General features: G+C 36.4%; 20 protein-coding genes, 1 pseudogene and 1 other annotated feature. Of the genes and pseudogenes, 14 read left to right on the forward strand and 7 right to left on the reverse strand.

Features of this window, described 5'->3' with window-relative positions; translation table 11 throughout:
• Window positions 1-42: 42 nt before the first annotated feature.
• Together QUF99_RS14130 and QUF99_RS14135 are read right to left on the reverse strand one after the other, a co-directional pair.
• Window positions 43-1,305: a copper resistance CopC family protein gene (locus QUF99_RS14130; RefSeq protein WP_289370844.1), complete on the reverse strand. Its 1,263-nt coding sequence runs from the start codon at window positions 1,303-1,305 to the stop codon at window positions 43-45.
• Between the two features lie 29 nt (window positions 1,306-1,334).
• Complete coding sequence (locus tag QUF99_RS14135) at window positions 1,335-1,748, reverse strand: hypothetical protein (RefSeq protein WP_289370845.1); 414 nt, start codon at window positions 1,746-1,748, stop codon at window positions 1,335-1,337.
• 78 nt (window positions 1,749-1,826) lie between these two features.
• Here QUF99_RS14135 and QUF99_RS14140 point away from each other — a divergent pair, with 78 nt between their 5' ends.
• Window positions 1,827-2,582 carry a hypothetical protein gene (locus QUF99_RS14140; RefSeq protein ID WP_289370846.1) on the forward strand — a complete coding sequence of 252 codons (756 nt, stop codon included), beginning with the start codon at window positions 1,827-1,829 and terminating at the stop codon, window positions 2,580-2,582.
• Window positions 2,583-2,676: 94 nt separating this feature from the next.
• Here QUF99_RS14140 and QUF99_RS14145 read toward each other — a convergent pair whose 3' ends face one another.
• Window positions 2,677-3,582, reverse strand: coding sequence for an excalibur calcium-binding domain-containing protein (locus QUF99_RS14145; RefSeq protein ID WP_289370847.1), 906 nt, complete (start codon window positions 3,580-3,582; stop codon window positions 2,677-2,679).
• 926 nt (window positions 3,583-4,508) lie between these two features.
• Between QUF99_RS14145 and QUF99_RS14150 the strand changes: the two genes are divergently transcribed.
• Window positions 4,509-5,276 carry a hypothetical protein gene (locus tag QUF99_RS14150; RefSeq protein ID WP_289370849.1) on the forward strand — a complete coding sequence of 256 codons (768 nt, stop codon included), beginning with the start codon at window positions 4,509-4,511 and terminating at the stop codon, window positions 5,274-5,276.
• Window positions 5,277-5,451: 175 nt separating this feature from the next.
• Here the strand turns inward: QUF99_RS14150 and QUF99_RS14155 are convergent.
• Window positions 5,452-5,865 (reverse strand): annotated as a pseudogene (locus QUF99_RS14155) (YxiF family protein); the annotation flags it as partial.
• Between the two features lie 78 nt (window positions 5,866-5,943).
• Here QUF99_RS14155 and QUF99_RS14160 point away from each other — a divergent pair.
• A complete protein-coding gene (locus QUF99_RS14160; RefSeq protein ID WP_289370852.1) occupies window positions 5,944-6,429 on the forward strand; it encodes a hypothetical protein in 486 nt (161 codons plus the stop codon).
• Window positions 6,430-6,518: 89 nt separating this feature from the next.
• Here QUF99_RS14160 and QUF99_RS14165 read toward each other — a convergent pair whose 3' ends face one another.
• A complete protein-coding gene (locus tag QUF99_RS14165; protein ID WP_289370854.1) occupies window positions 6,519-6,980 on the reverse strand; it encodes a hypothetical protein in 462 nt (153 codons plus the stop codon).
• Between the two features lie 108 nt (window positions 6,981-7,088).
• On the opposite strand from QUF99_RS14165, the gene QUF99_RS14170 reads away from it, so the two are divergent.
• The 10 genes from QUF99_RS14170 (at window position 7,089) to QUF99_RS14215 (ending at window position 16,984) form a co-directional block, all read left to right on the forward strand.
• Window positions 7,089-7,736 (forward strand): HD domain-containing protein, encoded by a 648-nt coding sequence (locus QUF99_RS14170; protein WP_289370855.1) that lies wholly within the window; start codon window positions 7,089-7,091, stop codon window positions 7,734-7,736.
• A complete protein-coding gene (locus tag QUF99_RS14175) occupies window positions 7,733-9,625 on the forward strand; it encodes an ABC-F family ATP-binding cassette domain-containing protein (RefSeq protein WP_289370857.1) in 1,893 nt (630 codons plus the stop codon). The genes QUF99_RS14170 and QUF99_RS14175 overlap by 4 nt, the downstream gene beginning before the upstream one ends.
• Before the next feature lie 75 nt (window positions 9,626-9,700).
• Window positions 9,701-10,432 (forward strand): Bax inhibitor-1/YccA family protein, encoded by a 732-nt coding sequence (locus tag QUF99_RS14180; RefSeq protein ID WP_289370859.1) that lies wholly within the window; start codon window positions 9,701-9,703, stop codon window positions 10,430-10,432.
• Between the two features lie 157 nt (window positions 10,433-10,589).
• A complete protein-coding gene (locus tag QUF99_RS14185; RefSeq protein ID WP_289370860.1) occupies window positions 10,590-10,928 on the forward strand; it encodes a single-stranded DNA-binding protein in 339 nt (112 codons plus the stop codon).
• A gap of 63 nt (window positions 10,929-10,991) precedes the next feature.
• Complete coding sequence (locus tag QUF99_RS14190) at window positions 10,992-12,119, forward strand: conserved virulence factor C family protein (protein WP_289370861.1); 1,128 nt, start codon at window positions 10,992-10,994, stop codon at window positions 12,117-12,119.
• A gap of 4 nt (window positions 12,120-12,123) precedes the next feature.
• Window positions 12,124-12,507, forward strand: a complete 384-nt coding sequence (locus QUF99_RS14195; protein WP_289370862.1) for a thiol-disulfide oxidoreductase DCC family protein — start codon at window positions 12,124-12,126, stop codon at window positions 12,505-12,507.
• A gap of 83 nt (window positions 12,508-12,590) precedes the next feature.
• Window positions 12,591-13,025 carry a BrxA/BrxB family bacilliredoxin gene (locus tag QUF99_RS14200; RefSeq protein WP_289370863.1) on the forward strand — a complete coding sequence of 145 codons (435 nt, stop codon included), beginning with the start codon at window positions 12,591-12,593 and terminating at the stop codon, window positions 13,023-13,025.
• 48 nt (window positions 13,026-13,073) lie between these two features.
• Window positions 13,074-13,850 (forward strand): class I SAM-dependent methyltransferase, encoded by a 777-nt coding sequence (locus QUF99_RS14205; RefSeq protein ID WP_289370864.1) that lies wholly within the window; start codon window positions 13,074-13,076, stop codon window positions 13,848-13,850.
• Between the two features lie 40 nt (window positions 13,851-13,890).
• Window positions 13,891-14,105: a binding site (T-box leader), on the forward strand.
• A gap of 43 nt (window positions 14,106-14,148) precedes the next feature.
• Window positions 14,149-15,837 (forward strand): arginine--tRNA ligase, encoded by a 1,689-nt coding sequence (argS, locus tag QUF99_RS14210; protein WP_289370865.1) that lies wholly within the window; start codon window positions 14,149-14,151, stop codon window positions 15,835-15,837.
• 268 nt (window positions 15,838-16,105) lie between these two features.
• Window positions 16,106-16,984, forward strand: a complete 879-nt coding sequence (locus QUF99_RS14215) for a methyltransferase domain-containing protein (protein ID WP_289370866.1) — start codon at window positions 16,106-16,108, stop codon at window positions 16,982-16,984.
• A 218-nt stretch (window positions 16,985-17,202) separates the two neighbouring features.
• Here QUF99_RS14215 and QUF99_RS14220 read toward each other — a convergent pair whose 3' ends face one another.
• Complete coding sequence (locus QUF99_RS14220; protein WP_289370867.1) at window positions 17,203-18,375, reverse strand: MFS transporter; 1,173 nt, start codon at window positions 18,373-18,375, stop codon at window positions 17,203-17,205.
• Complete coding sequence (locus QUF99_RS14225) at window positions 18,375-18,941, reverse strand: PadR family transcriptional regulator (protein ID WP_289370868.1); 567 nt, start codon at window positions 18,939-18,941, stop codon at window positions 18,375-18,377. The genes QUF99_RS14220 and QUF99_RS14225 overlap by 1 nt, the downstream gene beginning before the upstream one ends.
• A 501-nt stretch (window positions 18,942-19,442) precedes the next feature.
• On the opposite strand from QUF99_RS14225, the gene QUF99_RS14230 reads away from it, so the two are divergent.
• On the forward strand, window positions 19,443-23,654 hold the full coding sequence (locus tag QUF99_RS14230; RefSeq protein WP_289370869.1) for a bacteriocin-processing peptidase family protein: 4,212 nt from the start codon (window positions 19,443-19,445) through the stop codon (window positions 23,652-23,654).
• Window positions 23,655-23,681 lie beyond the last annotated feature (27 nt).

Genomic DNA, 23,681 nt, shown 5'->3' on the forward strand with positions numbered 1-23,681 from the left:
ATAAAAAATAAAATACAAAAATATTCATATTCTATTTATTTTTTACAAAAAAAGGTAATTAAAAAATCCTCTCCATTCATGAAATATTATATTACATAATAGAATGCTTACTTGAAAACAAAGCAAAAGTATAGTGTGTTTTCTTTGTTTGATGAACATGTATAGATGTATCAAACAAAGGAGAATGGTTAGTGATTGAATAATGAGGAATACTGCTCCAGATGTATATAAATTCATATAAATAAAATAGGTAAACATATTATAGGTGAATAAGAAACCTGTCAAAATACAAGCATACAGATGAAATTTAGAGAGAAGTGGCTGTATAAAGAGTTGCTTTTGAAAAACAGCTATAAATAAATAACTTCCTCCTAAAATAGTAACAATATATAAATAAATGTTTTCAAAAATTATTGTAAAAGGAGAAGGGAATATAGTTAGGGTATACGTTGTCAAACTTTTTGCAAAAAGAATAGAGATTACCCATAAAATACAGACTAAGTTTGAGCGAGATAGACAGAAAAAGCTAACAAAAGCTAGCAAAACTAAAAAAATCCAGGAAACCCCATATATAATATCAATTGGCAGTGTGAATATTTTCTCATCTAGATCAAAATCAATTGTACTAATGGATTGGAATATGAGTAAAAGTAATGTCGTTAGCAAAAAAAATAATTGAAAGATAAAAAGGTTAGCTTGATAAAGTTTGAAATTTGTAGATTCAGCCGGTTTAAACAGTAATCCCCATATAATCCATCCGATTAATATAATGATGCCAAAATAATGAAACACACTAGTAGAATAAAGAAGTGTTATCCAAGTGTGTTCTGAAATGGTTGCGAAAATATTTCCGCAAAATTGCGAATCATACTTGAGTTGGAAGAGAGAACGAAATGAAAAGATGGATTGATTAGCGGTCTCTTCTGAATATACGTCAATTGTAAATATGTAAGAATCACGAACGATTTCTCCAGTATTCATCGGTATATAATAAATGACTGTATATACACCGTTTTTTAATAAAGGCAAACGTAAAGATAAAGTCGTTTCGTCATTCGAAAATTCAAGTGGACTGTTAACCATGTTCGTTCCTTTTTCGTCAAAAATTTGAACGGTAGCTTTTTCTTTATTAATGTGAGCTGGAAAAGTCATTGAAAGCTCTAATGGGGAATTTGTAAGTTTCTGGTTTGGAATTGGATTTGTTTGTATGATGTTTGTTTCCGCAAAAACTTGTTTTGTTTGCAAAAAAAGACAGATAACACTTAATAAGATGAGCATATGTTTCCATCTAAGAAGTTTGCACATAACCGAATCGCTCCTCCACTAAACCTTGATTAATTCCGAACGGAAAAGCGTAGCAAGATGAAAGATAAAAATACGACTACAGTTGTGCAAATAATTAAGAAAGCGGGTTGTGTCGAATGTAAACCGAGCATCGGCCCCATGAGTCCGGACATAATACCACTTGCGACACCAGTTAGTAGTGTTTGATAATCAACTAACGCTCCAAACACAACGCCGACAGCAACAGCAATTATTGTCGTTACAATTGTAATAACCACTTCACCTAAGGGAAACTGTGATCCGAGAACGGTACCAACAGCTAAGCCAATGGCTGTACTAGATAGCATTGCGATATTCATACCTAAGTGATAGCCTATGAGATGCCGAGATTTGTACAAATGGTAGTATGAAATAGCTGCGATAAAAAAGTAGCTAAATAAAATGATTCCACTTAAAAAATTCATTTGTGTTTTCACCTCCATAATAAACTATGAGTTACCATCATAAAATATTTATGATGAATGAAGAAAAAGGAGGTTTGTATGGGGGAGAAGGGTATAACAAAGGTTCGTGATGAGGATCCGCTTGTTTTGGACTATAAGGAAAAAAGGGGAGAAGGATATACATCTCCAGCTAGTGCTTTGCCGACTCATGAATTAAAGATGCTTCAGGAATACATGCATGGTGTTAATTTAAAAGTACTAGGTGAATGCTTACCAGAGCGAAAACAAGTGATGATGCTAATGAAGTTTTTTAAGCATAAACGTTATCAGCGCGTGGAAATTTTTTCGAATCGAGGCGGGGGCAGTGTACATACATTAGCGAAAGTAAATGAAATCGGTAGAGATTTTGTTGTGCTTACAACATTAACGGAACGCATTTTTATCCCGTACACAGCGATTCAAAGTGCGAATATTCCTTATGCGATACCTAATGTTTCCACATCTCATCAGCATTTAATATATGATGAAACTCTCCGAAAGAAATTGATGCTACAGTTTGGGAAAACCGTAGCAGAACAAGTGAATTTGAAACAGCAGTTTTTTGAAGAAGCATTTATGAATCATTTGCAATTGTGGGAAGGTATGTATATAAAACTATACGACCAAAAAGAAATGTATACAGGACGAATTACGAAAGTGACGAACGAATATATTTACCTAAAAAAACGTAGTAAAACAGAAACAATATTAATAAAAGATATTACCTTTATTAATATCATGCGTGTTTTCACCATGTTTGCTGGTTTTATAAAAGGGATAAAGAAAAGAATTCATCAATTGCGTAAAAAAACATAGAGATGATGTATGCCCTAGCTAATTGTTCATTATGATAGGTTTAAGAAAGACATAGAAAAAGAAGCTCTGGTATGAGCTTCTTTTTCTATGTACATTATCGTTCACATGCGACTCCATCGCCGTCACGATCTAACTTACGACTATAGCCAGGTTGACCGCTATATAGAGGTGCTTTACCAGCATTTTTCACTTCTGTACAGTTTTTGTAGTATGCGTTACTATTATTTTCTGCCGGAGCAGGTTGTGTTTGTTGCGCTGCTTGTTGTTCCTGTTGTTTACGAGCCTGCTCGTCAGCTTGACGTTGCTGTTCTTCCTGTTGTTTGCGGGCTTGTTCGTCAGCTTGGCGTTGCTGCTCTTCCTGTTGTTTGCGAGCCTGTTCGTCAGCTTGACGTTTTTGCTCTTCCTGTTGTTTGCGAGCCTGTTCGTCAGCTTGACGTTGCTGTTCTTCCTGTTGTTTCTGAGCTTGTTCGTCAGCTTGGCGTTTTTGCTCTTCTTGTTGTTTCTGAGCTTGTTCATCAGCTTGACGTTTTTGCTCTTCTTCTTGCTTACGAGCCTGTTCGTCCTTGTCTTTCTTTTCTAGTTCTTGTTTCTTTTCTTCTTTTTCTTTTTTCTCAGCTGCAATTTTTTTATCTGTTGCGGTTGCCTTTCCTAAAGAAGGGTTCGCAATGTTACCTAATGCTATAGCACCGACAAATAAAACAGCAGTAATTAAAAATTGTTTTTTTGCCACACCAGTTTTCTTAATAACGGATAAGATTGCTAAGATAAGAAAGAAAATAAATAGAATTAAACATACATTAGCAAAAAAGTTCACAATAGGGTGTTTGGTTTCCGCAGTGCTTGTTGCTGATGTTAAGAATGAAATAATAAAACAAATAACTGCAGGCCTACCATATTTCATTGCTTTTCCATTTTTCTTAAAGAAAGAAATGATGCATAAGACTAGTAAGATAAGAGCTGCTAAAAATAAAATTGCACTTATGTTATTCAAAAATGTCATTTTTTATACCTCCATTTGTAAGATTTCCCTCATTGATTATATAAGAATATGATAGGAATTATATAGTTCTAGCTAAAATAAGAAAATTAAGTTTGTTCTCATAGAGATATCTATTCTTTTTATTGGTATATAAAGAAAAAAGATTATATAAATTCATTTTGATTTTTCGACATATAGCCGCGGCTATGGATAACAAAAGGTGACCTGCACTCGTTTTCTCTCTTTGTTTTCACTGTGTCTGGGGCAGGAAAAGGATCTGACCGCTTCTATGCATGGCCGGATGCTCTCTCCCGCCTAAAAAGAAGGGTTTTATGTCGATTTTTTAATTTGTATTTATATAAATTCCTATTACCTTTTTTCAGCAAGCTTATAGATTATTAGTAATTCTTCTGAAAGGAGGTCTGTAAATGGATTTACAATTAGTAGTAACTTGTATTTTACAAGAGAAGGGGATAGAGGGTTATGTAATGATAGGGAAGAGGTTATACATAGACCTGTTGTATCAAAGGAAGGTCGGGGACTAAATATTGATAGTCAATTGGTAGAATGGGCAAAGCAAAAGGCGAGAGAGGATGGGCAATCATTGCGACTAGATTGCGTAGCTACCAATGGGTTTTTACGAGAGTGGTAGATGGGTTTACTTTGTTTCAGTGCGGAGAAACAAGAAGAAGCATTTCTAGGAGTATAAAAAGAACTGTACCAAAATCCCAGATATAATGGACTTTTGGTACAGTTTCTTAATTTACAAAACTAGTATGTTTTGTTTTCCATCTTTCTAGGGAGATGAATACCCAAAAACTATAGATACCTAGTGTAATAATAATTAAAATCCACTAAAAGTAAAATGATGATATTTGTTTTTTTTGTGTCCTTTTATTTCACTTCTTCATACGCTAAGAAGAATAAGTAAAAGGAGATGTTGTCTTTTGTGGTTTAATAAACAAAAAACAGCGGTATCACGTCCGTATTTTAATGTTCCGAGTATAGTACAAAAGAAGAACAGTCTGGAATATAAAGAACAAAAAATAAAATTTCCAATTGTTAAGGAGGCACAAGTCAAAAAAACGATAGATAATAGAGATCCTGTATGTGAAGAATTGACCCCATTGAATTTTAATGGTTTAAAGGATAGAGTGAATTTCCGCCTTTTAAAAAATATTGGAAATGTAATAGAAGTAACAATGCACTGTGATGGGAATAAGAAAGAAACCATTGTTGGGACGATTCAAGAAGTAGGTACGGATTTTATCAGCGTACTACAGGAGCAAAAAGTGATAGTGAAAATATTGTGGGAAAATATTAGAGCGATTCGTTTTAAAGAAGGGGAAGTGATAGTGACAATATTACGGGGAAATATTAGAAAGATTCGTTTTAAAGATGGAAAAGTGATAGTGAGTAAGCGACTCGATGCAAAAAAAATGATTGGAATTGAGCGACTTGACGCAGAAGAGATCATTGTAATTGAGAAACTTGGTACAGAAGAAACGATTGAAATTGAGAAACTTGATGCAGAAGAAACGATTGAAATTGAGAAACTTGATGCAGAAGAAACGATTGAAATTGAGAAACTTGGTACAGAAGAAACGATTGAAATTGAGAAACTTGGTACAGAAGAAATGATTGAAATTGAGAAACTTGATGCAGAAGAGATGATTGAAATTGAGCTATTTGATGCAAAAGAAGTTATGCCTTAAGCAGAAAATATGAAGGCTATCCTAATAAAATAGGGATAGCCTATTTGTTTAAGAGTTACATAAAGGTAGTAGTTTGCTATTTTTCTTAAAGAATGAAAATGTACATAGAATAATAGCGGCTAAGAATGAAATTGCAATAATAGTGTTCCAAAAAGTCGGCTCTTTATTTCTTAGTTTACTTTAGAATTTCTGTTATTCCCCACATGCTGAATTCGTAATAATATTCTGTTCTTTCAATACATACCCCGAATTCTAAATCATCACCAACTAATACAAAATCCCCATACCCACTTAGAAATCTTGATATGACTGATAAATCTTCTAGATTATCGAATACTTCAGTGATATTCAGCTTAACTGCTTCAATTTCACCTCCTCTAGAGAAAAAGAGTCTTCCCTGATTAACAGGAAAATTAATAGTTTTAACTGTTTCTTTTAACAGCGCTATTGATAGTTTTCCATTTTCTTTATAATTTGTGTCACCGAAAATTTTTATGTCTGAAGTTTTTTCTAGTTTACTAAATAATTCTTTACAAAATAAATCATTAGATTCTGCATCCATAAATGATTCTTTAGAAATAGTAACAATGAATGTCATCAAAAATTCCACCAAGGGAAAATCAAGCATGTTTTTAAGAAACCAAAACAGTATAAAGAGACCGCCTTTATGAACATTTTGCGGCTTCAAATCATGAAGCGTTTAGATTGTGAGATTACGTATGGTAGTTACACAACACCGACGCGAAAAGAATTAGGGCTATCAATAACACACTATAATGATGCCATTGCAATTACAAATCCGAAAAAAGTACGAGAATATCAGCAAAGTGGTGAGTTTCGCATCAAGCAATTTAGAAAGAAAAAGTGTTCTCTTCATGAAGCAACTGCAAGAAAAGGAAGAAAAACGAAAAATATAACAGCGAAAAGAAATAATAAAAATACACCGTATGTAGGCACACTTTATCTAGGTGATAAAGTGAAAGCGTTTGGGCAAGTAGGATTTGTGACAGGATTTACAAGGAAGATGGTGTATGTGCAAGATATAAATGGTCATTATATACAAAATCCTGCTAAATCTTATAAGCAAGTGAATATATCGGATATTGAATGTATACACCACAATAACAATTGGCAGTTTTCACAAGTCAGTTAGGCGATGCCTAACCGAAATTCATCCCCACCTTATCGCTTGGCTATCGCCCGTCACGCGCTTGAAGATGGGGACTTCTTTCGGGAAATACATTAAAACTGCTCATTCTTCTCCCAAGATTCTACAATATAATGAGCGATCGTTGGGTTATAACCTTTTCCGATTAAGAACATAATCGCAGCAATTTCCGTCATTGCGTGTTGGGGGGATGTATGCTTTGCTTCTTTCATTTCATAATCTACCCATGGTTTGACGAAGTTCAAGACTGGTTGTTTTAAGGATAAGAATTGTGTACCGACTGCTTGCTGGATTTGTTGTGGTGTTGGTTCTGCTGGTGTTGTAGGAACTGGCGGCGAAATTTGTATTTGCGCCGGATCTAATGTAGGTGCTGGTGGAGAAACACGTGGGTTATAGTATGGCTGGTACATTTGCGGTTGTTGATATTGCGGCTCTTGCTGTTGTGGTTCCTGGTATTGTTGTTCTGGATACTGTTGCCCAAAATTTTGTTGGTAGTGTGGTTGCTGCGGATAAGGTTGTTGATTTTTATAGAACATTTTGTTTCCTCCTTCATGATACTGAATACAACATAGTGTATGGGCAAACAAGAAAATGTGTGATGAAAAAATGAGGGCGTGTTACAATAAGAAACTGGGTGAAGATAAATGAAAAAACAAGAACAAATACAAAAAACAGTTACGTTTGTAAAAAACATATTAGAAAAAGATGCAAGTGGGCATGATTGGTATCATATTGAGCGTGTACATAAATTAGCGATTTCTTTGTCTGAACAAGAAGGTGGAGATCGTTTTGTGATTGAAATGGCAGCTTTACTTCATGATGTAGCGGATGAAAAGTTAAATGAAAGTGAAGAAGCTGGCATGAAAAAAGTGTCTGATTGGTTAGAAAGGTTACAAGTTACAGAAACAGAAATGGAATATATCCTTCATATTATTGCAAATATGTCTTATAAAGGTGGACATGGCGGGAAAGTAGAGACGCTAGAAGGGAAAATCGTTCAAGATGCAGACCGCTTGGACGCCCTTGGTGCGATTGGTATTGCTCGTACGTTTGCTTATGGCGGGGCAAAGGGACGTTTAATGTATGATCCGAAAATTCCGCCGCGTGAAGCGATGACTAAAGAAGAGTATCGAAAAAATGATGAGCCGTCTTTAAATCATTTCTATGAAAAGCTCTTGAAGCTAAAAGACTTAATGAATACAGATGCAGCGAAACAGGAAGCGGAAGTGCGTCATCGTTATATGGAGCAGTTTATTGAACAATTTATGAAAGAGTGGAATGTACAAATATGAAAATGCTAACAGTGGAAAACGTATCAAAATCATACGGAGATAAGCCGTTATTTGATGGATTATCATTTAGTATTACAGAGGGACAGCGTGCAGGGATTATCGGTGTAAACGGCACGGGAAAATCAACATTATTAAAAATTATTGCGGGTGTAGAAATTCCAGATACAGGTGACATGACGCATTCCCGTGGTTATACAATTAGCTATTTATCACAGCAGCCTGATTTCAATGAAAATTTAACGGTACTTGAGCAAGTGTTCCATGGGGACACACCACTTATTCGTCTTCTTCGTGAATACGAACAAGCGTTATTAAACATAGAAAAAGATGCAAGTAATGAAAAAGTACAAGAACAATTATTTGCGGTGCAGCAACGTATGGATGCGATGAATGCGTGGGAAGCGAACGCCAATGCGAAATCGTTGCTAACGAAATTAGGAATTACAGATTTCACTGCGACTGTTGGGAATTTATCTGGTGGACAAAAGAAACGTATCGCAATGGCACAATGCTTTATTGAAACGCCAGATCTATTAATATTAGACGAGCCAACGAACCATCTTGATCATGAAACAGTAGAGTGGCTAGAAGAATACTTATCACGTTATACAGGAGCAGTTTTACTTGTAACGCATGATCGATACTTCTTAGATCGTGTTACAAATCGTATGTTTGAACTAGAAAATGGAAAGCTTTATAGCTATGAAGGAAACTATAGTACATTTTTAGAAGCGAAAGCACTTCGTGAAGAGCAAGAATTGGCGCAAGAATCGAAACGACAAAATTTATATCGCCGTGAACTAGCTTGGATTCGCCGCGGTGCCAAAGCTCGTTCTACAAAACAAAAAGCTCGTATTCAACGCTTTGATGAATTGCAAGGACAAGATGGACCAGCAGCGAAACAATCAGTTGATATTGCACTGAGCGGTAGCCGATTAGGTAAAAAAGTACTGGAGTTAAAAGATGTAACGAAAACATTTGGTGATAAAACAGTTTTGCATAACTTTAATCATATCGTAAAACCAGGTGATCGAATTGGTATTATCGGAGCAAATGGAAGCGGGAAATCTTCTTTATTAAACATGCTTGCAGGTAAACTATCACCTGATAGCGGTGAAATTGAAGTAGGACAAACTGTAAAAATTGCATATTATACGCAAGAAAATGAAGAGATGAACTTAAATCAACGTATGATTGAATATATTAAAGAAGTGGCTGAAGTCATTCATACGACAGATGGAAAAGTAATTGGTGCATCACAAATGCTAGAGCGCTTTTTATTCCTACCACATTCACATGGGACACCAATTGGAAAACTATCAGGCGGTGAAAGAAGACGTTTGTATTTATTACGTATTTTGATGGGCGAGCCGAATGTACTTCTATTAGATGAGCCGACAAACGATTTAGATACGCAAACGTTAACGGTGCTTGAAGACTATTTAGAAGATTTTCCAGGTGTTGTTCTTACCGTATCGCATGATCGTTATTTCTTAGATAAAGTGGTAGACGAATTGTTTATATTTAGTGGAGATGGACAAGTTAGTGGCTTCTTGGGAAGTTATAGTGATTATTTAGATGTGCAAAAAGCACAAGCAGTTTTAGTAAAAGCAGAAGTTCAAAAAGAAAAGAAAGTAGAAGAGGCTCCAAAGCAGCAACGCAAACGTAAACTTTCGTATCATGAACAGCGTGAGTGGGAAACAATTGAAGATAAAATTGCCGGGCTAGAAGAAAAGGTTGAAAGTATTACAGAAGAACTTGCAAATGTAGGCTCTGATTTTACGAAGGCACAGCAGCTTTCTGAGGAGCAACAACAAACAGAGGAAGAGCTAGAGAAAACGATGGAACGTTGGAGTGAACTATCTGACATCGTTGAAGGATTAAAATAAAAACAAGCTGCATATATTGCAATGTAAAGAGAAAAACTTTACACTATTGGTAGAACCTATTATAGGAGGGAAATAATGAGAACATCGAATCCAATGTTAAAAAAAGAGGCATTTCGTAAAGAAGGTACAAGTGCTTCTGCGATGACGATTGGCGGAACGGTAGGCAAAACATTCATTATGCTGGTATTGCTACTTGCGACGTCTGTCTACTCATACATACAGATGTATAATGAGAAAATGCAAATGTCAGTTTTAATTGGTGCATTAATTATTGCTACCATCATCGCATTTGCATCTATGTTCTTTCCTCGTATCTCACCTATTGGAGCACCAATTTATGCTGCAGTAGAAGGTATTGTGTTAGGAAGCATTTCAGCAATGTATACACTTCGCTTTGGTGATTCTATCATTTTACATGCTGTATTACTAACAATTTCAATTTTATTTGCAATGTTAGTTTTATTTGCGACTCGCGCGGTGAAAGTAACAGATAAATTCCGTACAGGTGTAATGGCTGCAACATTTGGGATTATGATTATGTACTTAATCGTTTTCTTGTTACAAATGTTCGGTGTTTCCGTTCCATATTTACACCAAGGTGGAACGATCGGTATTATTATTAGTGCAGTTGTAATTGTAGTTGCTGCATTAAACTTACTATTAGACTTCGATTTCATCGAAAACGGTGCACGCGGCGGGGCTCCAAAGTATATGGAGTGGTACGGTGCAATGGGTCTAATGATGACATTAGTATGGTTATACTTAGAAATTCTTCGTTTCGTTTCTTATTTCACGAAGAATGACTAATTGAAAGAAATCCTGCATGTTTGAAACATGCAGGATTTCTTTTTGTATTTTTTCAGATTTAAAGTTATTGTTTCATTGTATGAATATATCATTTTGCATTTTTTACCTACTCTATATTTTTGTCTACAATAAAGAAAAAATGTGAGGTGGTATAGGTATGATGAACAGAGTCGTATTAATCGGAAGACTGACAAAAGATCCAGAATTATACTATACAAAGCAAGGGATTGCCTACGCACGTATATGCATCGCTGTAAACAGAGGGTTTCGGAATAGTTTAGGAGAACAGCAGGCCGACTACATTTATTGCGTAGTATGGAGAAAATCTGCCGAGAATGTATCAGAGTATTGTCAAAAGGGATCACTTGTTGGAATTACGGGTCACATTCATACGAGCAATTATGACAATGAACTAGGGAAGAGAGTGTATAAGACGGAAGTTGTGATTGAACGGATTACTTTTTTAGAGAAAAAGCAAGAGCGAGCGTCTCAGTAGGAATATGATTCCAGAACATGTTACAATACAGCTAAGAACAGCAATAAAGGAGAGTTTTTTTACGTGAAGATTAAAGCAATTGAACCAACGCCAAGTCCAAATACAATGAAAGTTATCTTAAATGAAGTATTACCATCAGGAGCACGTAATAATTATACAAACGAAAATGCAGAACAAGCACCAGAACAAGTGCAGCAAATTTTAAAAATCGAAGGTATTAAAGGTGTATATCATGTAGCAGACTTTTTAGCAGTTGAACGAAATGCGAAGTATGACTGGAAAGTACTTTTACAACAAGTTCGTGCTGTGTTCGGAGAGGAAGTAGCAGAAGAAGATGAGCAGGAACAACTCTCACATTTTGGTGAGGTGAAAGTATTCATTCAAATGTTCTTTACGATTCCAATGCAGGTGAAATTAACAGATGGGACAACGGAAGAACGAGTAGGATTACCAGACCGTTTTAAAGAAGCGATTATGAAAGTGCAAATGTCAGCACCTAACGTTGTGAAAGAACGAAAATGGGTCGAGCAAAGTACACGTTACGGTAATTTTGAAGAGATTGGAAAGGAAGTTGTTGAAGAAATCGTTGCGGCATATTCCGCTGAACGTGTCGAAACAACTGTTAAAGAATTATTGGAGCAGGCTGGCAGGGCAGAAGTGACAGTTGCAAAATGTGTGCCATATAAAGTAACAGAAGAAATGATGGCAGATTCTGATTGGAAAAATCGTTTTGCGGCTCTTGAACAAATGGATCCAACAGAAGAAGATATCCCTGTGCTGAAAAAAGCGTTAGAGGATGAAAAAGTATCGATTCGTCGCCTTGCAACAGCTTACTTAGGGATGGTAAAAGGTGATGAAGTATTGCCGTTATTATATAAAGCATTGCTTGATCGCTCTGTAAGTGTGCGCCGTACAGCTGGTGACTGCTTATCTGATGTTGGTGATCCAGCGGCTATGTTTGTCATGATAAAATCGCTCAAAGATCCAAGTAAATTGGTGCGCTGGCGTGCAGCAATGTTCTTATTTGAACTTGGTGATGAAAGTGCGATTCCAGCACTTCGCGTAGCACAAGATGATCCAGAGTTCGAAGTAGCGATGCAAGCACGTCTAGCACTGGAACGTATTGAAGGCGGAGAAGAAGCAAAAGGGTCAGTTTGGAAACAAATGACGGAGTCTCGTAAAGGGGAGTAATCGTATGATTGTTTTCTATGATAGCTGGTGTCCCATGTGTACGGCTGTTGCAGAGCGTACAAAAAGGCTCGATAAAAAAGGACATATGAAGTTTGTTTCTTTTCGTGATAAAGATGTAGTAGATGAGTATCATCTTTCCGAGGAATTACAAGGGAAAATGGAACAGCGACTTTACATTCTTAAAGATAACGAGTGGTATGATGGGATTGGAAGCGTATATGTATTAGCGAAAGCTGTGCCAATTTACTGGTTTGCAGTTCCATTTATTAAGCTATCTATGTTACTCGGATTTGGAAATACAGTATACGATTACATTGCAAACAGAAGAAAACTTGTACCAGTTGGTCACTGCCATGAAGGGGTTTGTGAAATTCCGGTAAAAAAATGAGGGCATCGCCATCTTTCTTTTGCACCTATTATGAGAGCGTGATATGATGGATTTTGAATGAAAGTTGAAGGAGCGATTACAAGATGTCAAATGCATACGAAGAATATATGCGTCAAATGGTAATTCCAATGCGTCAAGAATTAGTGCGTGCTGGATTTGAAGAATTAACAACTGAAGAAGATGTAAAGCAATATATGGACAATGCGACAGGTACAACATTAGTTGTTGTAAACTCTGTTTGTGGCTGCGCAGCTGGCCTAGCGCGTCCATCAGCTGGTCAAGCGGTTGTGCGTGCTGAAAAACAACCTGACCATCTTGTAACGGTATTTGCAGGACAAGATAAAGAAGCAACTGGGGCAATGCGTTCTTTCTTTGGAGATATTCCTCCATCCTCACCATCTATGGCGTTATTAAAAGGAAACGAAGTTGTTCACTTCGTTCATCGTCATGAAATCGAAGGTGCAACAATGGAAGACATTATTAACAATTTAGAACAAGCTTTTGAAAAGCATTGCTAAAAAGGGGGAGAATGATTCTCCCTTTTTTCTTTATATTGAGGTGAAAAGATGATTGTAACAACAGCAGGTCGAACAAATGAGGAAATGACAACATATGCAAAGAACATTGCGAAAGAATTACAGTGTTCTTTCATTGTGCGAAATGACGTACCCGTATACAAATTACACGAGCAGTATGAGCAAGATGTACTTGTCGCTGGGAAAAATCGATTAGCTATTTACCCAAAAGGTACGGAAGAATCATTTTTCTTTCATCCGAACTCTGCAATGTTTCGTGTGAAGCGATTAATGCGAGGAGAGAACGATCCATTTCTGCAAGCAGCAAAGCTAGAAGAAGGAATGAGCATGCTCGATTGTACACTTGGGATGGCATCGGATAGTATTGTAGCAAGTTATGCGGTTGGACAAGCGGGAGAAGTAATGGGACTCGAAGGAAATCGTTATATGGCTTACGTAATTGGCAAAGGTCTGCAGCAATGGGATGCAGGTGTTGCAGAAATTGATGAAGCAATGAAACGAATTATAGTACAGCAGACAGAGCATTTTACTTTTTTACAGCAATGTGAAGATAACAGTTACGACGTTGTATACATAGATCCGATGTTTGAAGAAACAGTCATAGAATCAGATGGGATTCGTGGTTTAAAACACTTTGCTTTGTATAGCGATGTCACGGATGAAACAATTGCGGAAGCAAAGCGTGTTGCGAGAAAGCGCGTTGTATTAAAAGATCATTTTCGTAGTACACGTTTTGAAAGACATCATTTCTTTGTGTATAAACGAAAAAGTGCGAAATTTCATTTTGGTGTAATTGAAACTTGCTAATTGTCTGAAAAGATGTATAATAAGCAATAATAAATTACATATGATGTCGTAGATGAAGAGAGTAGTCCTATTCAGAAGTAAAGCGAGCTAGGGGTGGTGAGAGCCTAGTGCGGAGAAGGGGATGAAACGCACTTCGGAGACGCTGCTTGAAATGAATAGTAGAGTAAGCCGGGGCCCCCTGTCCTCGTTATAAACGGGAAAGTGGTTCGAATCGAACAACAAGGGTGGTACCACGGGTGATAACTCGTCTCTTTTCTAGAGACGAGTTTTTTGTGTTCAAAAAATGAGGAGGGATCGTATGGAATATAAAGTTCAATTTGCAGGATGTCTATCTCAAATCTTACCATCAGAAGTATCGTTAAAGCAGATTACAGGGTTGATTGAAACGCCGAAGCAAGATGAATTCGGAGATGCAGCATTTCCTTGTTTTACACTCGCGAAGCAATATAAAAAAGCACCAGCATTGATTGCGAAAGAAATAGCTGAGAAACTAGACGATCCATTTTTTACAAAGGTAGAAGCAGTTGGGCCATATGTAAATGTATTTTTCAACCGCCATACAGTAAGTAACAAAGTGTTACAGACAATTTTAGCTGAAAAAGAAGAATATGGGCAGAAGCATTTTGGTCAGGAAAAGACGGTAGTGATTGATTTTTCATCTCCAAATATCGCAAAACCGTTTTCAATGGGTCATTTACGTTCGACGATGATCGGAAATTCATTAAAGCATATTGCTGTAAAATGTGGTTATGAAGTTGTCGGCATTAACTATATCGGAGACTGGGGAACACAGTTTGGAAAATTAATTACCGCTTATAAAAAATGGGGTAATGAAGAGCTTGTAAAAGAAGATCCGATTCGTGAACTATTTAAGTTATATGTGCAATTTCATGAAGAAGTAAAAGAGAACCCAGAGCTAGAGGAAGAAGGGCGGGCATGGTTTAAAAAATTAGAAGATCACGATGAAGAAGCGGTCTTTTTATGGAACTGGTTCCGTCATGAATCGTTAAAAGAATTCTCTCGTATTTATGAATTACTCGGTGTGGAGTTCTTTAATTTTCAGGGTGAGGCTTTCTACAATGATAAAATGGATGATTTCGTCCAGCTTTTAGAGGAACATCATTTATTAGAAGAATCAGATGGCGCGCAAGTTGTAAATTTAGAAAAAGAGGGGATGCCGCCATGTTTAATTAAAAAATCAGACGGGGCTACGCTGTACGCAACGCGTGATTTAACAGCGGCATTGTATCGTCAAAACACATATGAATTCGATAAAGCACTGTATGTAGTAGGAGCAGAACAAAGTTTACACTTCACACAGTTTTTCACTGTATTAAAGAAACTTGGTTATGATTGGGTAGATGGAATGGCACATGTACCGTTTGGGCTCATTTTAAAAGATGGTAAGAAAATGTCGACCCGTAAAGGGAAAGTGGTATTACTGGAGGAAGTGTTAGAAGAAGCCATTACACTTGCGAAACAAAATATTGAAGCGAAAAATCCAGGTTTAAAACAGAAAGAAGAAGTTGCCAAACAAGTTGGAGTAGGGGCGATTATTTTCCATGATTTAAAAAATGAACGTATGCACAATATCGAGTTCTCAATGGAAAAGATGTTAAAGTTTGAGGGAGAAACAGGACCGTATGTACAATATACACATGCACGTGCTTGTTCGCTTTTGAGAAAAGATCACGTTGAATTTGAATCAGAAGACTTTGGGCTAAGTGACGATATAAGCTGGAATATTATGAAACTGTTACATGGATTCCCGCAGGTAATTGAAACTGCTTTTGCAAAATACGAGCCATCTCATATAGCGAAATATTTATTAGATGTTGCACAAGCATTTAATAAATACTATGGTAACGTTCGTATTTTGGAAGAAAATGAAGAGAAGGAAAGTAGATTAGCACTCGTATACGCGGTGAGCGTTGTACTGAAAGAAGGATTGCGTTTGCTTGGAATGGAAGCGCCTGAAGAGATGTAAGAATTGCATAGAGTATCAATTGTATATAAAATATGAACAACTTCATAAAAATTTAATGAGACTAAAATTATTAGAGGATAATATGTTCAATATGACGCATATATCCTCTTTCTTTTTACATAATTAAATGCCTATGCAGGATATGTAGGAATGCGTCTAGTATATACAGAATGCCTAGGTAGGAATAATTTTTTAACGACGATGATATAGAAACGTGCTAGGAGAATAAACTGTAGTTTTCTAAACATAAAGAAAGGGGTTTGTTACATTGGAAGATTATTATTGGGATAACAAGTTTGATTATTTAAGAGATACAAGAGATTTATATTACAATGATGACTATTTAGGATTTTTAGTGAATTCAGTTTGGAAAATTTCTAAACCAGTACATATTATTGACTATGGTTGTGGATATGGCTATTTAGGACTTAAACTATTACCGCTGTTACCAATAGGTTCAAGATATACAGGCGTTGATAAAGGAAAACAATTGATTAATAAAGCAAAGAGTCTGTTTCAAAACTTTCCATATGAAACTGAATTTATTGAGGCGGATGTTACTGAAATTGAATTAGAAAGTAAGTATGATATAGCAGTTTGTCATGCTTTTTTACTACATATGGATGATCCAATAAAAATGTTGCAAAAAATGATCAGTTCCGTCATTGATAAGGGAAATATCATATGTTTTGAACCACACTGGATTTCTAATATGTCTTCGTACAATCTTAACAAACTTGATCAATCAGAAATTATTCAGCTGGGTGTTCTTCAAAAATTGTTTGAAAAAGATGCAAAACGAAATGGGAAAGATGGAAACATCGGGATTAAATTACCGACATACCTAAGTGAATTAGGCGTGAAAAGCATTGATTGCCGAGTTAGCGATAAAGTTAATTTTCTCGACTTTAACGTAAATCAAACAGAAAAACAGAAATTGTATGATTCACTTAGTGAGGAAGGCATAGGTACCACTCCTGCTGAAAAGGAAGAATTTATTGAACGTTTAATAAATCGAGGGGTTACATGTAATGCAGCGCAGGATCAGTATGAAGCAGAATTGCGATTTTCTAACATATTCAACATTGATTCTGCATTAACCTATGCTCCAAGTATGAAAATAACTTTTGGAGTAGTAAGAAAATAGGTAGTATAGATCTTGAAGTTGAAAATAAAGAAAACCTTTCATAAATCAACATGATAAAGTGAAACTTTAATCAGTAGGAGGGATTTTCATCTCCCACCAACCAAAGTATTAATGTACGCAAATAGGGAGAGAAAACTTCCAACATATTGGAAGCTTTCTTTTGTAGTTGTTCTTTTTTCTGAGTATAGTTATTTTTATTTCTCTCATAAGAATCAATGTTATTTTTTCATTTTCCAAAGAAACAAACAAAGATAGCATAAGAGAAGTAAACTAAAGATGTAGAAAGCATTTGTTAATCCGAATACATCTGATAAGCCACCACTTAACATGGGACCGAAAAACATACCAATCGAATAGGCTGTATTGTAGATAGCAAATAGTATACCGTATGCACGAATTCCGTTTTGATCTGCAAGATATGTAAGTTCTGGGAGTGCGGGTGCTAGTAGAAAACTAAAACTAATTCCAAGTATCGCAAGTACAAATATTTCAAGGAAAGTATGAGAAACAATTGCTGTAAATGGGAAACATAAAGCAGCAATAATCATCCCAATCACCATCGTTTGTTTTCTACCAAACTTAGTTGAAAGTGTTCCAATAATTGGGGCGGTAAATCCATATGCGAGAGTTGGGACAGCGAATAATAGTCCAATTGTTCCAGGGCTGAGGTGTAAGATATCTTGTAAGTAGAGAGGAAGAGTTGGCTCTAAAGCGCTAGGTAATGCTGATCCTAGTATAATAATGCCAATAATCATAAATAGGGAACGCATCTTGAAAATAGATTGATAGGAAATTCGTTGCTTTGTATCGTGTTTTGGTTCATCGCGAAGTAATGTAATGCGTAATATACCGTCAATGAGAGCGATGGTTGCTGCGACAATAAAGGGAAGATGATAACCGCCCCATTGATACAGTAAACCCCCAATTGTTGGGCCAAGTAGCATGCCAGCTGCTTGACCAGATAAGGCTAAACCCATTGCTTTTCCGCGTTCTTGGAGGGGAAACACATCTGCAAGAAGGGCTAATCCAGCTGTCCATGTTGCAGCTGCAGATATACCTTGTAGCATTCGTGCTAGAACGAGTAACCAAAAACTATTCGCAAGTCCAAATAATATAGTTGCAGCTGCGAGTCCAAACAAACCTAGAATCATAGGACGGCGTCTTCCTACTTTATCAGAAACCATTCCTAAAATGGGGGTAGCAAGCAGTAATGTAATGGCATAGCTACCGAATAAAAAGCCAATCTCAGTTTGCGAAGCACCAAGTGTTTCTGCGTATCGTGGTAAGATTGGCACAATCATTCCATATATAAGCATATCAGTAAAGGCAGCTACTGCTACAACCCATAAAGCAGCTTTTTGCATGCGAGACATTTTCACCTGAGCTTTCATCATCTTTCCTCCACTTTGTTCTTTTCTTCTAATCCAGCTAGCATTTTTTCTAGTTTTTCAATGAAACAAAGCTGCATCTCACATTGTTCATAAATATTTTCAAAAATAAGGGTTACATGTTCTGGAAGATCTATCATTTTCTTTTTGATAGATTGTCCAGCTTTCATATTTTCGTACATTTCTATAATTGTCTGTTTTTGATCTTGTAAAGCGGATGAAATATTTTGAATTGAAACAGTATCGGTGTTGAAAAAAGTGAGAGCTGTATATAGCTGCGTTGGGAAAGCGACAGAAGATTGCTGGAATGATTGTATCATTAGTGAATGAAACTCATCCTTTCCAGAAGCTGTGATGCTGTAAATCGCTTTGGAACGATTTCCTGTTTTTTCAACAGCGTCTAGTTCTACCAATCCTTCTTTATCCATCTTTTTTAAAGCGTGATAAATGGAAGCAGGGAAAACGCCTGCCCAAGTATCAGTTTGTGCGGATTGCATAGCTTGCTGTAATTCATATCCAGACATAGGACCGTATTGCATTAGTAAACCAAGTACCATTAACCTTGTCATATATAGCCTCCGTTCTATTAGAAAACATTTAATACTAAACGTTTAGTATTAAATTGAATATATCTGGTAATTTTTATTTTGTCAATATGTGGGTGTTTTTGTGTACAGATTTGTAAGAATCTAAACGATGGAAAGGTAATATATTTAACTATATAAATCCATTTTGATTTTTCGACATATAGCCGCGGCTATGAATAACAAAAGGTGACCTGCACTCGTTTTCTCTCTTTGTTTTCATTTGCATGGGGCAGGAAAAGGATCTGACCGCTTCTATGCATGGCCGGATGCTCTCTCCCACCTAAAAAAAGGGTTTTATGTCGGTTTTTTAATTTGTACTTATATATATTAAACAATGTTCAAAAATAGTTGTTTTTAACTGTTTTTGAACATTGTTTAATAGTTCCATATTGAATACACGATGCGAACTGTGTAAAATCAAAGCAAGTAGACGAGAAATCCTTATTTTGGATGCGGATTAAAATAATTATTCGAGGTGAATGCATGCTAGAATTTAGGCGGCTGGAAACATGTTTGAAAGAGAAACGATTTTTAGATGGGTTATATGACGTAAATAAAGAACTGACAAATATAAGAGAAGTCAATACGCTTTCGTATGTGAAAGAATGGCTATCAACTATTTCATCAGCAGAGGAGTGCTACACACTTATTCGTCTTACAGATGAAGGGCTTATGCATCAATATAGTGCATTTCTTACTCGCTATTCTTATAAAAAATTCCCAAGTTTGAAATCGGTCTCTTTGTATTGCGATGAGCTTATTGATGAACGTAAAGTTCTTGATGCTGAAAAATTATTAAAAGATTCCTTGCAAGATGCAGCGGAAGATCAAATAGACTCGGATACATTATCTAAAACATATTTTACGTTAGTACGTTGTCTTCTTGAAATGAAACGAAATGAAGAAGCGTTACAATATATGAAAAAAGCAGAGCAGTATAGTAAACGCCCGTTGTTTGACAAATGGGGTTATTTTTACATACAAACGGGGGAATGGGATAAAGCAGAGCAGTCACTTTTAGCTGGGAAGCAGAGTGAAGAGTGCCAAGAGTTAGCAACCTATTTGCTTTCACAGCTATATGCTTATAGAGGGGAACATCAGCAAGCGTTACGACTCATTGATGATGCGATGGAAAAGTTTCCACAAGTACCGTATTTCTATTTTGAAAAAGTGAAAAATTTAGTAGATTTACAGTGTTATGAAGAGATGATTGATTTGCTAGACCAAATTAATCGTATGCTACCGTATCATGCTTATAAAAATTATTTTGTGCATTTGCGTGCGGAGGCACTGTATAAAATGAATAAAAGTGAGGAACTGCTAGCTTTATTAAAAAAGGAAACATGTTTAAAAGATTCAATATATCATAATATAGAAAAATATCCTGATGGAAAAAAGGTTCAGTTACCGTTAGTGCCAATTGTACAAAAGGATAATTATTGCGTACCGGCAAGTTTAGAAATGATGTTACGTTTATGGAAAGAAGAACGTACGCAAGATGAAGTGGCAAATCATATTTTTGATGTAACAGGATCGAAGTTTTCAGACACGGTTCTCTATTTAGAAGAGTTAGGCTATGTTTGTCGTTATTTTAAAGGAACAGAAAAGCTTTACAAGCAGTTAATTGATCAGGGGATCCCAGTATTGCTGAGTTTAGATATTGAGCATGCATCGCATGTTCAAGTGCTTGCTGGATACGATGAGCAGTTGCAATCCTTTTCTATTCAAGATCCGAATTTCTTGGAGCCGCTTCTTGTTGAATATGATAAGTTTCAGGAAAGGTATCGTTATACAGACTATTTATCGATTGTTTTTGTGCCGAAGGAGAAAGTAGATCAATTGTTATGCTTATCGTCTGAAGAAGATGCGTATTTCCGAAAATTATTTACGCTCACGGATCATCTGGAAGAGCAGGATAAACTAGGAATCGAAAAATTAGTAGCATTTTTACAAGAGCAGAGAGAGATTCCTTATACATGGTTATATGCAATTAAACATTTAGACGTCGAAGTAAATCAAGAGTTTATCCTTTCTTGCGTGCAAAGTTTAATGAAGGTGTATCCAGATTCAGATTTTGTGAAACTGCACAGTGCACAATGCTTTATTCGTCTTCGTGATATGGAACAAGCGGCAGACATGTTACAAAGTGTACAGAAAAAGAAAAATCAAGCGTTGTATCATTTTATAGCAGGACGATATGCTTTAGAGAAAGAGAACTATGAAGAAGCAATTTTAAGTTTTCAATCATCTTTACAATTAGATGCAGATCAGCCGGTAGCGTGGAGTTTTCTAGCATTATCGTATATGTATATGGATCAGTCTGAAAAGGGATTAGAGATGTCTCATATTGCTATCCAGCGTCATCCTGAACGGTTTGTCCTCGTGAATCATGGTTTGATTTTAATGGATTTGGAGTGCTATGAACAAGCGTATCACATGTTTAATACGTTACTGAAAGATTACAAGTATGAAGCACATATATGGTATGAACGAGCTCGCTGTGCGCGTCAACTTGGAAAATTATATTTAGCAATAAAAGGATTACACATAGCAATTCAATTGGATGAGACAGCACCATATTCATATGAGGAGCTTTCGGAAATATATGAATATGATTTAGAAGATGAAAAAAGTGCGGAAGATATTTTATTGCAAGGAATCTCAAAGTGTGAAGATCCGTCGACAATCTATGTTCGATTAGGAGATTTATATTTTCAAAGTGATCGATTTGACCGAGCAGAAGAAATATATAAACGTTGTCTAGAAGAAAATAATCAAGATGTTTTTGCTCATCTTGGTTTGGTTCAAATTTATATGGCGCAAGAACAGTATGAGCAGGCGAAACAATATATTGTAAGTGTAGAAAAGCAATTTGAAAAGAATCATGATTTTCTCATTAATGCTGGTATGGCGTTATGGGATGCGGAAGTCGAGCTAGGGGCAAAGGAAGACCAATTAAAGACCGTACTATTTATGTTGGAAGACGGGATTCGCTATTTACAAAATAATATAGCGGATGTGTTAGAGGAGTATGTAAACCGGATTGAAGGAACATCATTTGTTCAGCGAAGTATCGCATTTTTAAAACAACTTGCGAAAGAGCGAGCGGAGCACATTGAGTATAGCTGTTATGTTGGCATTTTATACGAATCACTTGGGCAATATGGTCAAGCAATGAAACGATACTATTATGCAATAAATCAGCAATCGAGTACACTTCCGTATTATCGCCTTGGCGAGACATATATGGCATTAGAGCAAATTGAACAAGCAAAAAAGGCGTATGAAACATGTCTGGAAATCAATTCGCAGTTTACTGTCGGTCATTTCAAATTAGCTGAAATATATGCGATGGAAGAAAATATGTCAAAAGAACAATATCATATGCTACAGGCGATGAAGCAAGATCCATTAGGTGTGGATATGGAGCATTTGGCTCAGCTATCAGTGGAAAATCAGCTTCATAAAGAGCTCCTATCTGAGTTATTAAAATTAACTGGAAGAGTAGCTGAAATGTGGCGTTTAGATGCACTTGCATACGTATATGGTGCCGCTGGAGACTCCGAAAAGGAACAGGAACTTGTGGAAGAAGCGTTGCAAATGGATAAAGAACATCCAGAAGTGATATTCCATTATGCAAAAGTACTTGCTAAACAGCGTAATCCAAAAGCAATTTCACTTGTTACAAGTGTGATGAAGCGCGATATTCATAACGAACGCGCATTTGAATTGTATGTACAAGTGATGGAGCAACAGCGAAAATTACCTCAAATACGAGATGCTCTCCACTTGCTTCCTATCACGAAAAAAGAAAGAAGCTTTACCTTTATGTATACGGCGACTGCTATAGCAAATCGACTTGCTGAAAAACAGCAAAATGAGCAGCCGAAAAAGTCGATCTTTACGAGAGCATTTTATCGCATGAAAAATCGCGCGAAAGAGATTTATTCGCTTACAATGGTCATTGATTTGTTTGAAACCTCATTAAAATTGAATGCGAAAAATAGTCTGGCAGCGCAGCGATTAGCTGAGTTTTATGAAAACGGAAATATGATTGCAGAAGCAATAGAAGTATTACAAACAGCTTTAGAAAATGTTTGGGATTTTGATGCTGCCCAGCAATTTGCCACACTCCTCCTTAATCACGGGGATGGAAATGAGGATATGATACGAGATGCTCTCCGTCTAACGAAACAAATGTTACAAGAACAGCCACATCATTACGATGTTCTTGTATTGCAATCGCATGCACTGTTTGAGTTAGGAGACGAGAAAAAAGCAGAAAAAATCTGCTTGCAATTAGTTGAAACAATGCCTTTTGTAAGTAGAGGATTTCTCGCTCTAGCCGATATATATCGAAGCCAAGAAAGATTTAAAGAAGCCATTAATATGTTAGAGAAAGGGCTTACACATCATCCACATGAAAATGCAATCTATCTGGCTTTAGCAGCTTCCTATCATCAAGATGGAAGAACAGAAAAGGCAGAAGAACTCATGTGTCATGTTCTATCCTTTGACCCCTCAGATTTATTAGTACGTTACAATCATGCATGTTATTTAGCGATGTTAAACCGAAATGAAGAAGCAAAAGCAGAGCTTGAAACGGTACTGCAGGAGGACGAAACAGGACTTTTTGCAGAGATTGCAGAAGAAGATGAAGATTTGAGTGAAGTGTGGGGGGCTGTGAAGAGATGATTGATTTTTAAATTATGTATAAATTGC

Origin of the sequence: Bacillus sp. DX4.1 (assembly GCF_030348195.1) — a bacterium.
Lineage (GTDB): Bacteria > Bacillota > Bacilli > Bacillales > Bacillaceae_G > Bacillus_A.